A 14,305-nucleotide genomic window follows, 5' to 3' on the forward strand; every position below is an offset into this window, starting at 1 on the left:
CCCGAGCTACTTATTCCACACTTGATTAAATTATATACATTTAACAAGGATAAGCAAACAATTCAACATAACGTAGTGGAACCCGGATATTAATAATCCAGTATTCCGTACGTTTACTCAGACCGGAGAACTACGATACAACCCACAGTTGCATAAAATCATCCACTTTCATTGCTGCAAGGGTATTCGTATCACTCATTGCCTGCACGATTCGTTCAACACGCTCTGCAGGAAGCTGGGTGCTTATGTTCTTTTTAAATTTGGACAATAAAACAGGTATGCCTTCTTCACGTCGGCGTTTGTGACCAATTGGATACTCTACAGTAATCAAATCACTTTCAGTACCGTCTTTAAAGATTATTTTGATGCTGTTTGCAATTGAACGCTTTTCTGGATCAAGATAATCACGAGAAAAACGTTCATTTTCAGTAACATGCATTTTTTCGCGCAGTATATCTATTCTAGGATCTGCTGCAACATCATCTTCATAATGTTCGGCTTTTAAATCTCCAAATAATAAGCCTATAGCAACCATATACTGTAAACAGTGATCTCGATCGGCAGGATTGTGCAGAGCACCTTGCTTACTAATAATTCGAATTGCTGACTCATGAGTCACTAAATCAATTCGCGCTATATCATCAAATCTGTGTTTCACAATAGGATGTAACATTACAGCAGATTCAACCGCGGTTTGCGCATGAAACTCGGCAGGATAAGATAACTTAAACAAAACGTTTTCCATCACATAGCTGCCATAAGGGCGCTGAAATTTAAATATTTTTTTATCAAAAAGAACATCATAGAAACCCCAGGTTGGTGCACTTAATGCGCTGGGATAACCCATTTCTCCTGCTTTAGCAATTAATGCTAAGCGAACTGCTCTTGAAGTAGCATCTCCTGCAGCCCATGATTTTCTTGATCCTGCATTAGGTGCATGCCTATATGTCCTCAGACTTTGACCATCTACAAAAACTTGAGACAAAGTTCTTAAGATCATGTCTTTATCAGCGCCAAAAAGCTGAGCTGCAACAGCCGCACTGGCAACCTTCACCAAAAAAACATGATCCAGCCCGACTCGGTTAAAGCTGTTTTCCAAAGCGAGGCAACCTTGAATTTCATGTGCTTTAATCATAGCGGTAAGCACATCCTGCATCAAAATTGGCGCATTACCCGTAGCATAATTTTGTCGGGACATATAATCCGCTACAGCAAGGATAGCACCTAAATTGTCCGAAGGATGACCCCACTCTGCCGCAAGCCAGGTATCATTGAAATCCAACCAACGTATCATAGCACCTATATTGAAAGCTGCCTGCACCGGATCTAATTCATATGCTGTGCCTGGAACTCGTGCTCCACCAGCCAGGGTAGCGCCAGGAACAACTGGACCTAAGAGTTTGGTGCATTCAGCAAAATTTAACGCCAAAATACCACAACCCAACGTATCCATAAGACATAACCGTGCTGTCTCATAAGCTAAAGCGCTATCAATTTTCTTGTTTAGTACAAAATCCGCAATATCAATCATAACCTGATCGAAATCAGGCTTAATGTTATCTTCTACATAGCTATGCATAATAACCTCTTATGTTCATTAGAGTGTATTGACAGTTCATCTCACTGCCCTACGTTTCGCGGCTTGTTCGCAAATCGCATTAATAACCAGACATTTCAGTCTTATTCTCAATGTCCTGGATCCCGCGAACAAGCCGCGGGACGTAGATATGGTTCCTTAACTTACTGGCGATAATGTCGTCCTTGTCCTATTTCATTCATCCTATTAATGTCATAGATTGAGCAATTACCCTCTTGTCTCAATAGCAGGGAATTTTTGGAGTTCAGGCCCAGTATATTCAGAAGTGGGTCTTATCAACTTGTTATTCTCTCTTTGCTCAAACACATGTGCTGACCATCCTGTAATACGCGACATAACAAAAACCGGCGTGAACAAAAATGTAGGAATGCCGCAATAGTGGTATGCCGAAGCACTATAAAAATCTAGATTAGGAAATAACTTTTTTTCACTCCACATGACTTCTTCAATGCGTTCTGAAATATGATATAAAAGAAGATCCCCCTTCTCCTCACCCAAGCGAAATGACCATTTTTTGATGATATCAGAACGTGGATCACAGGTCGTATAGACCCTATGTCCGAATCCCATAATAAGTACTTTATTCAGCAACATCTTCCTTAATTCAGTTTCAGCTTGATCAGGACTATCAAAACGTCCTATAAGCTCCATTGCCGCCTCATTAGCCCCTCCATGCAAAGGACCTCTTAAAGTACCAATAGCACTTGTGATCGCAGAATAAAAATCAGCCAATGTTGCAGCAGTAACCCGTGCAGCAAAAGTTGAAGCATTAAATTCATGCTCAGCATATAAAATCAATGATGCATTCATCATTTGAGCTTCTAGTTTACTTGGATGACGCCCATGTAATAATGCAAGAAAATGTGCCCCTGTCGTTTGTTCGTCACTTAAACCAGAAATTTCTTTATTATGAAAATGCCATGCATACCAGTAGCACATTATCCCTGGCAATATAGCTAATAATCTATCTGCAATGTGATATTGTTGTGAAAAACTATCTTCTGGTTCAATTGTTCCCAAAAATGAACAGCCAGTTCTCAAAACATCCATCGGATGTGTGTTTTTGGGAATCAGTTTAAGTACGGTCTTTAAAGCATCAGGTAATGTTCTAAGACTAGCTAGTTTTTTTGTATATTCATCCAATTCTTTTTGAGTAGGCAATCGTCCATAAAGTAATAAATAAGCTACTTCTTCAAATGTGGCATATGCTGCTAAATCATCAATTGAGTAGCCTCTGTAATTCAATCCTTTACCCGCTAGCCCAACTGTACAAATTGCTGATTGACCAGCAACAACACCGGCTAAACCGCCGCTTTTAACACTCATTGTCTTCCTCCATCAATTGGTCTAGTTTTTGTTCATATTGATAATAACCAAGTACTTCATAAAGCTCTTCTCGAGTTTGCATTTTATCAATCATGGGCTGTTGCGTTCCATCTTGAAGAATAGCTCTATAAGTATTTAATGCCGATTGGGACATCGCTCTAAATGCACTCAATGGATACAAAATTAACGATACACCAACTTGTTTCAGTTCTTCTCGATTAAATAAAGGGGTTTTACCAAACTCAGTAATATTCGCTAATACAGGCACAGGAATTGCCTGGGTAAAGGTTTGATACTCCTCCAGACGAGTCATCGCTTCAGGAAATATCATATCAGCCCCTAATTCGACGCAGAGCAATGTTCTTTCTATAGCTGCATTCATTCCTTCAACAGCATAGGCATCCGTTCTTGCCATAATCACAAAATCAGGATCCTGGCGTGCATCAACTGCTGATTTAATTCGGTCGCCCATTTCTTTCAAAGACACAATAGCTTTATTGGGTCTATGTCCACATCGTTTTGCCAGTACCTGATCTTCAATATGAATGGCTGCCACACCTGTTTTTTCCATAAGTTTTACGGTTCTAGCGATATTAAACGCATTTCCCCATCCTGTATCCACATCAACAAGAAGCGGTAAAGAACAAGCTTCGGTTATTCGGCGTGCATCCTCAAGAACTTGTGATAGATTAGTCATGCCAAGATCGGGTATACCATAAGAGGCATTCGCAACACCCGCACCTGAAAGATATATAGCTTTAGCTCCAGAAAACTGTGCGAGCATAGCAGAATAAGCATTTATCGTACCCAACACGGGTAATGGTTTATTTTCTTTGACTGTCTGTTTGAAGGCTTTGCCCATGGAACTTGCCATTAGCTGTCACTCCTTGATCTAATATGATATAAACTAACGTAGCCTGAGTGCAGAGAAGCAGAACCTTGGATTTCCTGTGTGGATTCAAATATTTTGCTTCGCCCAAACTACAGGTTTAATATTATGCTCTAATGAGAATCTCATCTCAATCGATTTTAATACCACTCCGAATTATATTTTTACGTAAAAAACGCGCGGGGGATAAAGCATAATGCAAATTTCTGGGCAAACAGCTTATTTCATTATTGATTACCGAGGCGAGCCATTCTGCACACAAGGGAATTGTTGTCAGGCCTCGAGAACCAAATCCGGCACAGGCATAAAGTCCAGGATAATAGGGCCCGGCTTGCGCTATCCAACGTTTTGCATTCGTTTCCAATAGAGCAAAGTGATTCACGAATTGCTCCGCTTCTGCGATTTTGCCAACTAAAGGAAGATAATCAGGGGTTGATGCTCTAACTCCTGCCCAATGGTTGCATACCTTATCAGACCATAAAACCTCTGGGGCTAACTGTTTAAGCTTAGCCAAATTATTCCAATCGTCCTGAGACTTTATTAGAGATTCTGCTGATTTTAACTCATAAGTAGCACCTAACTGATGAATACCCTGTATTGCAGGAAGCACATGCCCCTGGCCGCATAAAGGTAATTTTAAACCTGCACTTTGTTTTGTTGATAAAATTGCTGTCATTTGTCCCCGAATGGGTTTAACTGGTAAATGTTTTGTTTCTTTAAACGAATTGATTTTATGACCATTAGCTAAAATAAGCACATCAGTTTCCAAATCATTCACGAACCATCGCTTATCAAAAATCAATTGGTTTACTGCAGTATGAGTCAATAAGGAAATGCCTTCCATATTGATTAAAAATTGACATAATTCTGGAGAGTTAATCCATCCTGATAGAGGAATATACAGGCCTGGCTTATCTAACGAAAATCCTGCCAATTGCGAAGCTTGTTCTACGTCTACAAGAGTTCCTAACTCTGGATAATGAGTCAACCAAGAGCATAAGCTGGATTGAGCAGCCTTTTCCTTGTCAGAGTAAGAAAGTAATAAAGAACCACTCAATTCACCAATTTTCGCTTGTTTTAAGATGTATTGATAAGTGCGCGCAGCATATAAAAATGCAGATAACATAAATTGAGTTAAAGGAGAGCTGTATGCAGATAGCTTAGGAAATAAAACCGCTTGCTGATTTGCTGATCCGCCACTCCCTACTTGACTTAATTCATCAATAATCGTTACTTTCCACCCTCGCTTATTAAGAGCATGTGCTGTAAAACAACCTGCTAAGCCCGCGCCTATAATTACAGCTGTTTTACTGGAATGCTTTTCTGGTTTCCCTACATGCCAAGGAGTATGACGTTTTGCGGCATTTTGTGCTGATATTTGCTTAAAACGAGCGCAAACCATATGTCGTTTTGGACCAAACCCCTTTCGTTTTTTAACAACGAATCCATGCTGACTTAAACTTGTTTTAACAGTACCGGCAGCTGTATAAGTAGCTAGGGTGGTTTCTTCTTTAGATAACATAGCAATCACTTTCATCAAAGCATCAGACCACATATTTTGATTTTTGGCTGGAGCAAAACCATCAAGAAACCATGCGTCAACAAAAGCTGTTCTGAGTTGACTTTCAAGCGAGTACTCACCACAAATTAATAGCTGCTCATAGCATTCCAGTGCATCTCCTAACATTAGCGTCAGAACTACTCTACCATCACAAAATGAAAGATGATGATATCCTGGAGTTAACACAGGATAACTTGCTATAAGTTGCTGGGCTTGCTTTTCTAATTGTGGCCAAGACGCAAGACTTTTCGTTAAGTCAGCAAGAGACAAAGGGTGTTTTTCACAGGAAATAAAATGTAATTGACATGACTTGGGAGCATGTTGTTCCCACAAACACCAACTTACAAGGAAATTTAAGCCAATTCCAAAACCAGTTTCTGCTATGGTAAATCTTTGCGGCTCATCAGGAAAAAAAGATTGCCAACGATTGATTAAATTATTTCCATCAATAAACACATAAAGTGCTTGATTAATCCCACCTTCGGAAGAATGGTAAATATCATCATATTGTTTTGAGAAAGGCAGATTTCCATGCCACTCTACCTCTGCCTTATTAATAGGTACAAAAAAATTACTCACATACAACCACTCGATTAGCAGCCATCTCTTTGGCTTCTTGTAATTCAGTTGGTTTATTTTCCCGGATCAACTCCCGTAGCTTGGCAGCTAGGATAAAAAGTACAATTGAAGAACCAATTGCAAATAAACCTAACATTAAAAACACATGGCTATAACCATCATTAGTTACTAAAGGGGAAACGCTCTCTTGCCCTTCAATCATCATGTTTGAACTGTAGCTAGACAAGGCCGCACCCACGCCCGTATTTAACATCCACATTCCCATCATCACACCTTGTAATGATGAAGGGGCTAAATATCCTATCATAGCATAACCAATTGGGGATATTAAAAGTTCACCAATGCTCTGCAAAATATAACTCAAAATAATCCAGCAGGGATTCACCAACCCTTCATAGTTGGCGTAAGCGATACCAATGGGTAATATTACAAAAGCAATACCAATAAAAAGCAATGCCAATGCAAATTGAGTAGGGATATTAATTTGCACCCCATTTTTGCGCATCTTATGTAGCAAAATCCCTAATAATGGCCCTCCAATAACAATAGCTACTGTATTAATATTTTGGAACCATTGTGGTGGAATTATCCAGTTTGCATAATCACGCTGTACATTATGGTCAATAAAGACCGTAAGACCCATGGGTGCTATTTGATAAAGCATCCAAAAGACAGTTCCTACAATCATAAGTACAGCAAAAGCAACTATTTTATCTCTTGCTTCTTTTATTGATTGTTGTCTTGCCAAATACAAAATTACACCCAACATTACCAGGCCTGTGACTAATACCAGTTTTTTAGCCCAATCTGCATACTGAAGCATTTGGCTTAAAAGGAATGGGAGTAACACAATCAGAAGAACACCTAAAAGAACAGCTTTTTTTTGGGACATCTTATCTTTTCTAGAAAAAATCGTTTCTTTATCTGACAATTGTTGCCAACAATATAAACAAATAATTAATGCAATCAAATTTCCCAAGCTGCTAAGAAGAAAAAGTCGTTCATAGTTCTGAGTCAGCTGAAATAATCCACTTAAGCTAAAACCAACAAAAAACCCAATGTTCATACCCGCATAATTCATGAGAAATGCTGTCTCACGTCGGGTATCTTCTGGAGAAAAACGTTGAGTTAACATGCAATTTAAACAAGTTACGTTCAAACCAGAACCCGTTAAAAAAGCCGCCAATCCATAATAAAGAAATGAAATATTACCAAATGACAATAGGATACACCCTATAATTTGCGCCACCATTCCCGCGCAAAACAATGCGCGATTAGAGAGCAAACGCCCGCCCCAAAAACCACCAAGCAAATGCAACCCGTAATTAAAAGCAATAAAAACACCCATGACGCTGTTAGCAGTGCTGACCTGAAGCCCTAACCGCCCTTCCATGTATAAAACAAGCGTTGAATAAAGAACACTGAAGCTTAACGTAGAAACAATCTGAATAAAAAAAAGAGGAACAATCCCTTGCGGCATTGACTGTATAAATTCTTTTTTATATGACATGACCGACATCATATTACTTCCTTGTTAAAGAACGTCTCTGAATATGACATGTGAAAAAATTACTGTCTAGGTATTTTAAAAATTTATTTTTTATCTTTTTTTGCTCCATAAATGAGTCTGGATTTCATTTTGGGAGCGATACAGCAAAACACAAAATTGAGAGTTATTCATATTCCCCTCCACAGATTCCACTGCACTGCACCCAAATTATAAAACACCTTAGAACCTGTTATCTTTTTAATTGATTTAAAACTTTCTCGGCAGCAATTTGTGTTTTACTAATTTCGCTCTCTCCATGTGCGCTGGAAACAAATCCAGCCTCATACATGGAAGGAGCGAAATAAACCCCTTGCTCTAACATTCCATGATAAAACTTTTTAAATAAAACCTCATCTGATGCAGCAATGTCCGCATAATCAGCAATATGTTTTTTTTCAGTAAAACAAAAGCCGAACATTCCACCTAATGAAGCAGTAAAAAATGGGATGTTTAATGTTTCAGCAACAGAAGCCAATGCCATAGTTAACGATTGAGTAATTTGACTTAATTTAGCAAAAAATCCTGGCTTTTCAATTTCAGATAAAGTTGCAAGACCTGCAGCCATAGCTAATGGGTTTCCAGATAATGTACCTGCTTGATAAACAGGTCCCTCGGGAGCCAAAAAGGACATGATCTCTGCTTTGCCGCCCAACGCACCCACAGGCATGCCCCCACCAATCACTTTACCAAGGGTAGTAATATCAGGAGTAACTCCAAAGATCCCTTGGGCCCCTGTTAGCCCTACTCTAAAGCCAGTCATTACCTCATCAAAGATCAGTAAAGTTTTATATTGATCACATAATTGACGCAATCCTTTCAGGAATTCAGGCTCAGGCAAAACAAAACCCATGTTTCCAGCTACAGGCTCCAATATTACTGCAGCAATATCATCAGGAAATTTTTCAAATAATTGTTCCGTTTGTTTTAGATCATTGAAATTTGCAGTTAAAGTATGCTCTGTAACACTTTGTGGAATTCCTGGGGTTGAAGGAATGCCTAATGTAAGGAGGCCAGAACCTGCTTTAACTAACAAACTGTCGCTATGTCCATGATAACAACCATTAAATTTAATAAATTTATTTTTCTTGGTTACACCACGAGCCAGTCTAATCGCAGTCATTGTAGCTTCCGTGCCAGAGTTCACCATGCGCACTTTTTCAATTGATGGAATTAAAGAGATAATTTTTTCAGCCAGTTGTATTTCAAGTTCAGTAGGTGCTCCAAAACTCATACCACTATGAAGCACTTTATTCACTGCTTCAATTACAGCTGGATGGCAATGCCCGAGGATTAATGGTCCCCAAGATCCGACATAATCAATATATTCATTATTATCTACATCAACAAGATAAGCACCTTTACCTTGTTTAAAAAAAAGTGGATCGCCACCAACACCTTTAAACGCACGCACTGGTGAATTAACGCCTCCAGGGATAAACATTTGGGCTTGGTGAAATAAATCTGTTGAACGAGTCATAAAAAATCTCCATAATTATGCGATATAATATTACAGATATTCTTAAAAATTAGCAAAAAAAGCACTTTATCTTTACATCGAAGCCCACAATAGCTAAATTACGCTCTTTTAAACGAGTATTATCATGCAAGAGTATAAAAAATATATTTGTGTCATCTGTGGTTTTATTTATGACGAAGCTGAGGGATGGCCTGAAGATGGGATTGAACCCGGTACGCGTTGGGAAGATGTACCCGAAAATTGGTTTTGTCCAGATTGCGGTGCAGGAAAAGAAGATTTTGATATGGTTGAAATGGAATAAATCAATCGTAGCCTGGGTGCAGCGTGCGGGATCCAGGCAAGAACTTCTATGGTTTTACCACAACTAAGATCACAATTCCTATCAGTAATAAAGTCGGCATTTCATTATAAATACGAAAAAAACGAGTGCTTTTTTGATTTTTATTCTGTGCAAATGCCTTTAAATAATGCCCACATAACACGTGGTAAATCCATAAAATAACTACAAGACTCAATTTGGCGTGCATCCATCCTGCCTTTAAGTAATAAGATGGATTATAACTGAAAAGCCATAATCCCAATAAAGTTGTCAGTATTGCGGCAGGCCAGGTTATTCCATAATAAAGTCTTCTTTCCATTATTTTAAAACGAATAAGACTTGTCTCATCGTGCGTATCGGCGTGATAAACAAATAATCTGGGTAAGTAAAATAACCCAGCAAACCAAGCAACCATAGTAATAATATGAAACGCCTTAACAAACAACATAATTAATTTCCTGAACGATGTTTTCGTTTTTTTCGGGAATGTTTTATCAAATTCAGAGATTCCACTCCCAACGAAAAACCCATAGCAAAATAAATATATCCCCGAGGAATATGGAAAGAAAATCCATCCGCAACGAGCACCATACCAATCAAAATTAAGTAACTTAGCGCAAGCATTTTGATTGTAGGATATTCTTTAATAAATGCACTTACTGATTCACTGGCAAAAATCATAATGAGTATAGCGCACGTAATTGCAACAGCCATTACCCAAAAATGTGAAGTTAACCCCACTGCGGTTAATACACTATCTAAAGAAAATATAATATCCATGAGTGCAATTTGGAAAATAACCCCTTTAAAGGTAGCTTTAAATGCTGCTGTCTTTATTTCACCCGTTAATACTGGCTCTGCGGTCACATCCTGATGAATTTCCTCTGTTGCTTTCCAAATTAGAAAAGCACCACCACCCATGAGAAAAAAATCACGCACAGAAAAAGGCATTTGAGCTACATAAAGTAATGGTTTAGTCCATTTGATTAAATCAACCGCTACTGCTAATAAAATCAAACGCATAACCCAGGAAAGTGTAAGTCCCCAACGCCTTGCCTTTTTTCTCTGTTTGGGAGGTAATCTTTCAGAAAGGATAGATAAAATAACCAGATTATCAATTCCCAAAACAATTTCTAATATGACTAAGACGATTAAGCTTACTGTAATGTCAATAAAATACATCAAATTCTCTGATATCAGAAATTGAAAAACCATATAATATACTCTTAACCTGATATCTACCTATATCTTTCTGCAATCTACAACATAAACTTTATTGAAACCTGATGTTTATTAAGGTAAATGATTCACTTTATCCTTTTGCTTCGATATAATATCTGCGTTTTATTAATGTGAGATACAGAGATCATCAAATTTATTAAAAAGCTGCTAAAGAGAAACAGAGCTCATGTGCAACCTGTTGCTTCAGCTTATATAATCCCAAGGAATAAACATTCCATATCTAAAGCGGACATTAGCAGCAATGCGCTCAAGGTGCTTAACCGCTTAATTGGTGCTGGTTTTCAGGCATACATTGTTGGAGGTAGCGTCAGAGATTTATTGCTGCATAAAGCCCCCAAAGATTTTGATGTAGCTACAGATGCAACGCCTAATCAAGTTAAAAATTTATTTAGAAATGGACGAATTATTGGTCGTCGGTTCAAGCTTGTTCACATACTCTTCCATCGTGAAATTATTGAAGTTGCTACCTTTAGAAGTCATGTGGCTATTGATGAGAGTCAGCTAACAAATGAACGAGGTATGTTAGTTCGGGATAATGCTTATGGTTCCCTTGATGAAGATGCCTGGAGACGTGATTTCACAATTAACTCACTTTACTACAATATCAACGATTCATCGATTATTGATTTTACTGGTGGTGTAAAAGATGTCGAAGAAAAACTCATTCGTATGATTGGTGATCCAAGAAAACGTTATCAGGAAGACCCCGTACGTATGTTACGTGCAATTCGCTTTAGTGCAAAATTAAATTTTAAACTTGCGCGAGAAACTGAAGCGCCCTTTCCTGAAATTAGTCATCTTATTACTCATGTTTCCAGTTCACGTTTATTCGATGAAATGACCAAGTTATACCAATGTGGTAATGCAGTAACAGTGCAAGGATTGCTCATACAATATGGCTTGTTTCAACATCTATGTCCTCAAACTCATATTCTATTAAACGGTACTTATCCCGTAAACGCGTTATTAACAATCGCTCTTGAGAATACAGATATTCGTATTCATGAAGAAAAACCGGTAACACCTGCATTTTTATTTGCAGTTCTCTTATGGTTTCCTATGATTGAGTGTGCCAAGGAGTTACAAAAAACGGGAGTAGACCCGCTTCCTTCTATAGAAAAAGCGATGTCGCTTGTCCTTGCAGAGCAAAATAAAATAATTTCAATCCCTAAGCGCTATACGCAAATTATTCGTGAGATCTGGTTGTTACAGTACCGTTTTGCCAAGAGACTTGGAGGAAGAGCCTTTAACCTTTTACAACATCCACGTTTTAGAGCGGCTTATGATTTTATGGCATTACGTGCTCTTGCAGGTGACGAATCCATGGAGCTTGCACAATGGTGGACAGCATTTCAAGATGCAGACGAAGCAGAACAAACTAAAATGGTTGCTCAGCTCGCACCTGACTTACCGAAACGAAAACGCCGCCGTAAAAAACCTAAAAGTATTAAAGCTAGTGACGCACAATGAATATTTGTTATTTAGGCTTGGGATCAAATCAGCACATGCCCGAGCGCCAACTGCGAAAAGCAATTAAATCCATAAAAGCTTTGCATTCTACGGTGGTTACCAAAATTTCATCCTTTTATTGGAATAAAGCTTGGGGATTACAAGGCCAACAGGACTTTTGCAATGCAGTGCTCGAGCTCTTTACGCTTTTATCTCCCTTAGAACTACTTTACGCTTGCCAAAAAATTGAAAAAAAACAGGGACGTACTCGAAAAAAACGCTGGGGCCCCAGAGTTATTGATATTGATATTCTATTATATGCGGATCAAGTCATTCACTCTAAAAAACTGGTAATACCTCATCCATACATACAATCTAGAAATTTTGTCTTAATTCCCCTAATTGAAATAAATCCTAATTACAAACTAAAGCTCCATAAACTCTCAAAGCGATAGTCTTGATTATTTAATTAGCAAGTATCTAGTATTCAGGGTTGCCTTTGTCTAAAAGTGCACAATAAATACCATCCATTAACTTTCAGCTTAAATTATTTCATATTTTATGATGTAAAATAGGTACTTATACCCAGGAATCGACTATCATTTAGATTAATACATTCAATTGTGAGGCTGCTATGTATAAGAATATTTTATTTGCTACGGATTTGCTTAATGAACATAATCATCTCACAGAAAAAGCAATCGCGATTGCAAAACAATTTGACGCTAAATTATACTTGTTACATGTCATTGAACTGCCAGCCAGTTTCCAATTGGCTCAAGGACTTGGTTTTGCAGAGTTAGCCAACCCAGCCAAAGATGATGCGCAGACCGTATTAGCCTTAATAGGCGAAAATTTTAATATTCCACGGGAACAACAGTTTGTTGAAGTAGGCTCGGTTAAAGAGCATATTTTTAATAAAGTTAAAGAGCTCGATTGTCAGCTTATTGTTATTGGTAGTCATTCTTCTTCTGCTTTGCACTCATTTTTGGGAAGTACAGCACATGCTGCAGTCAATCATGCGCCATGTGATGTAGTAACATTACGGATTTAAAAATTATCCGTAATGTTACTACAGGATAATTATGCAAATCTCGTTTCGCGTCGCCACGATCCGATATTTTTCACTCAACCAAGAAACAATTTTGATGGTTTTGGTCTTTTCCTATGCTGAATTCAACGACCTTAATTGGCTTTGCTTTTATTCATTTTAATTTAATTTTCATCTAATAGGTTATATAATTATCTAGTAATATAAGATATATTCTTTTGGCTTTAGATGTATGCGATATAAATACGATCAAGGTAGTTTTACTTGCAAAAAACCTGAATTTTTCATGGCAGTGTGTGGTTATAAAAATCACTCATATATGATAGTAGGTGTTAAGGACTCTGAAACCCAAGAACAATTTGTCATTGGAATGTTTGGTCGTAGGGGTGGGCTTATGGGCACATATCTAACCAACGAACGAATGCCCCTAAAAAGTCGAAGTCTCATTGACATACAAGCGTTTACTATATCAAAAACTCAATATAAAAATCTTATTCAATTCTTAGCAGACTTGAAAAATAAATACAAATCCAATGCAGCAGCCTTTGCTATTCCTTCAACATGGTTAAATAGAGGTGAGCATTCAGAGGAAGATGAAGAAATAAGATTTATATGGTTAGACCATATGGCAACCTCAAAAACAAATAGAATTGAAGATCTAAATCTCTCAGATTCAGATAGAAGAAGTACTGGTTATGATCCAGAACAAATCAGACAAGGAATTTCATTAGATAATAACTGTAGAACAGCTGCAAAACATATCACTCAAGTCACTATGAGCGCAGAATCATTACCTAATATTTCTTCATTTTTTCTTAGATCGCTTCCATTTAAAACACACTTAAGTAATGGCAAGATAAGTGACAAATTATTTATATATCCTCCACCGCCTCCAGTTTTAAAAAATGCTGAAAACAGGCAAGAGTGGAAAATTTTGAACCGCATGTATAAAAGGATAGATCAAATAGCGAAGTCTGCTTCAAGTAAGGGAATGGACGAAAGCTATAAAAAATTTGAATTATTAAAGACTCTCTATCAACAACAATATGATAAATTAACAGGTGGCAAACATAATTTACACGATTTAATGGATGATATTAAACAGTACATTGAGCACGAAGAAAATGCTCAAATTATTGATACACCACGGAGTAGCTTTTTTCACTTCAAGACGTCTACTAGAAAAATGTTTGAGCAAATTCAAAAAGAAAATCCAGATCCAGACTCAAGTCCCAAGAAATAGTCTATAACAAAATCTAGCGCGAA

Annotated in this window: 13 protein-coding genes; 5 read left to right on the forward strand and 8 right to left on the reverse strand. The window is 37.8% G+C overall.

Going from position 1 to position 14,305, the window contains the following annotated elements; genetic code table 11:
• Positions 1-130: 130 nt before the first annotated feature.
• The 6 genes from Ltuc_RS05950 to hemL all read right to left on the reverse strand — a co-directional run bounded on the left by Ltuc_RS05950 (position 131) and on the right by hemL (position 8,978).
• Entirely contained in the window at positions 131-1,579 is a 1,449-nt protein-coding gene (locus tag Ltuc_RS05950; RefSeq protein WP_058520382.1) for a bifunctional 2-methylcitrate dehydratase/aconitate hydratase, read from the reverse strand.
• A 225-nt stretch (positions 1,580-1,804) separates the two neighbouring features.
• Positions 1,805-2,923, reverse strand: coding sequence for a bifunctional 2-methylcitrate synthase/citrate synthase (gene prpC / locus Ltuc_RS05955; protein ID WP_058520383.1), 1,119 nt, complete (start codon positions 2,921-2,923; stop codon positions 1,805-1,807).
• Entirely contained in the window at positions 2,913-3,797 is an 885-nt protein-coding gene (gene prpB, locus Ltuc_RS05960; RefSeq protein WP_058520384.1) for a methylisocitrate lyase, read from the reverse strand. The genes prpC and prpB overlap by 11 nt, the downstream gene beginning before the upstream one ends.
• A gap of 145 nt (positions 3,798-3,942) precedes the next feature.
• The gene (mnmC, locus tag Ltuc_RS05965; RefSeq protein ID WP_058520385.1) at positions 3,943-5,952 is read right to left on the reverse strand and encodes a bifunctional tRNA (5-methylaminomethyl-2-thiouridine)(34)-methyltransferase MnmC2/FAD-dependent 5-carboxymethylaminomethyl-2-thiouridine(34) oxidoreductase MnmC1; all 2,010 of its coding nucleotides are present in this window, start codon (positions 5,950-5,952) and stop codon (positions 3,943-3,945) included.
• Entirely contained in the window at positions 5,945-7,471 is a 1,527-nt protein-coding gene (locus Ltuc_RS05970; RefSeq protein ID WP_058520386.1) for a peptide MFS transporter, read from the reverse strand. The genes mnmC and Ltuc_RS05970 overlap by 8 nt, the downstream gene beginning before the upstream one ends.
• A gap of 220 nt (positions 7,472-7,691) precedes the next feature.
• Positions 7,692-8,978, reverse strand: a complete 1,287-nt coding sequence (hemL, locus tag Ltuc_RS05975; protein WP_058520387.1) for a glutamate-1-semialdehyde 2,1-aminomutase — start codon at positions 8,976-8,978, stop codon at positions 7,692-7,694.
• Positions 8,979-9,102: 124 nt separating this feature from the next.
• Between hemL and Ltuc_RS05980 the strand changes: the two genes are divergently transcribed.
• Entirely contained in the window at positions 9,103-9,279 is a 177-nt protein-coding gene (locus Ltuc_RS05980) for a rubredoxin (RefSeq protein ID WP_019232400.1), read from the forward strand.
• Between the two features lie 46 nt (positions 9,280-9,325).
• Here Ltuc_RS05980 and hemJ read toward each other — a convergent pair whose 3' ends face one another.
• Entirely contained in the window at positions 9,326-9,745 is a 420-nt protein-coding gene (hemJ, locus tag Ltuc_RS05985) for a protoporphyrinogen oxidase HemJ (protein ID WP_058520388.1), read from the reverse strand.
• A gap of 2 nt (positions 9,746-9,747) precedes the next feature.
• A complete protein-coding gene (locus Ltuc_RS05990) occupies positions 9,748-10,479 on the reverse strand; it encodes a TerC family protein (protein ID WP_058521623.1) in 732 nt (243 codons plus the stop codon).
• 228 nt (positions 10,480-10,707) lie between these two features.
• On the opposite strand from Ltuc_RS05990, the gene pcnB reads away from it, so the two are divergent.
• The 4 genes from pcnB (at position 10,708) to Ltuc_RS06010 (ending at position 14,282) form a co-directional block, all read left to right on the forward strand.
• Entirely contained in the window at positions 10,708-12,009 is a 1,302-nt protein-coding gene (pcnB, locus tag Ltuc_RS05995; protein WP_238584076.1) for a polynucleotide adenylyltransferase PcnB, read from the forward strand.
• Complete coding sequence (folK, locus tag Ltuc_RS06000) at positions 12,006-12,443, forward strand: 2-amino-4-hydroxy-6-hydroxymethyldihydropteridine diphosphokinase (protein ID WP_058520390.1); 438 nt, start codon at positions 12,006-12,008, stop codon at positions 12,441-12,443. The genes pcnB and folK overlap by 4 nt, the downstream gene beginning before the upstream one ends.
• A 179-nt stretch (positions 12,444-12,622) precedes the next feature.
• Positions 12,623-13,042 (forward strand): universal stress protein, encoded by a 420-nt coding sequence (locus Ltuc_RS06005; RefSeq protein ID WP_058520391.1) that lies wholly within the window; start codon positions 12,623-12,625, stop codon positions 13,040-13,042.
• A gap of 229 nt (positions 13,043-13,271) precedes the next feature.
• Positions 13,272-14,282, forward strand: coding sequence for a hypothetical protein (locus tag Ltuc_RS06010; protein ID WP_058520392.1), 1,011 nt, complete (start codon positions 13,272-13,274; stop codon positions 14,280-14,282).
• Positions 14,283-14,305 lie beyond the last annotated feature (23 nt).

It is taken from the genome of Legionella tucsonensis, assembly GCF_001468035.1.
Classification (GTDB): domain Bacteria; phylum Pseudomonadota; class Gammaproteobacteria; order Legionellales; family Legionellaceae; genus Legionella; species Legionella tucsonensis.

Excerpts from the sequence above, each read along its gene's own strand:
- Ltuc_RS05950 (WP_058520382.1), bottom strand. The coding sequence starts at position 1,579 with ATGCATAGCTATGTAGAAGATAACATTAAGCCTGATTTCGATCAGGTT.
- prpC (WP_058520383.1), bottom strand. The coding sequence starts at position 2,923 with ATGAGTGTTAAAAGCGGCGGTTTAGCCGGTGTTGTTGCTGGTCAATCA.
- prpB (WP_058520384.1), bottom strand. The coding sequence starts at position 3,797 with ATGGCAAGTTCCATGGGCAAAGCCTTCAAACAGACAGTCAAAGAAAAT.
- Ltuc_RS05970 (WP_058520386.1), bottom strand. The coding sequence starts at position 7,471 with ATGTCGGTCATGTCATATAAAAAAGAATTTATACAGTCAATGCCGCAA.
- hemL (WP_058520387.1), bottom strand. The coding sequence starts at position 8,978 with ATGACTCGTTCAACAGATTTATTTCACCAAGCCCAAATGTTTATCCCT.
- Ltuc_RS05980 (WP_019232400.1), top strand. The coding sequence starts at position 9,103 with ATGCAAGAGTATAAAAAATATATTTGTGTCATCTGTGGTTTTATTTAT.
- hemJ (WP_058520388.1), bottom strand. The coding sequence starts at position 9,745 with ATGTTGTTTGTTAAGGCGTTTCATATTATTACTATGGTTGCTTGGTTT.
- Ltuc_RS05990 (WP_058521623.1), bottom strand. The coding sequence starts at position 10,479 with ATGTATTTTATTGACATTACAGTAAGCTTAATCGTCTTAGTCATATTA.
- folK (WP_058520390.1), top strand. The coding sequence starts at position 12,006 with ATGAATATTTGTTATTTAGGCTTGGGATCAAATCAGCACATGCCCGAG.
- Ltuc_RS06005 (WP_058520391.1), top strand. The coding sequence starts at position 12,623 with ATGTATAAGAATATTTTATTTGCTACGGATTTGCTTAATGAACATAAT.
- Ltuc_RS06010 (WP_058520392.1), top strand. The coding sequence starts at position 13,272 with ATGCGATATAAATACGATCAAGGTAGTTTTACTTGCAAAAAACCTGAA.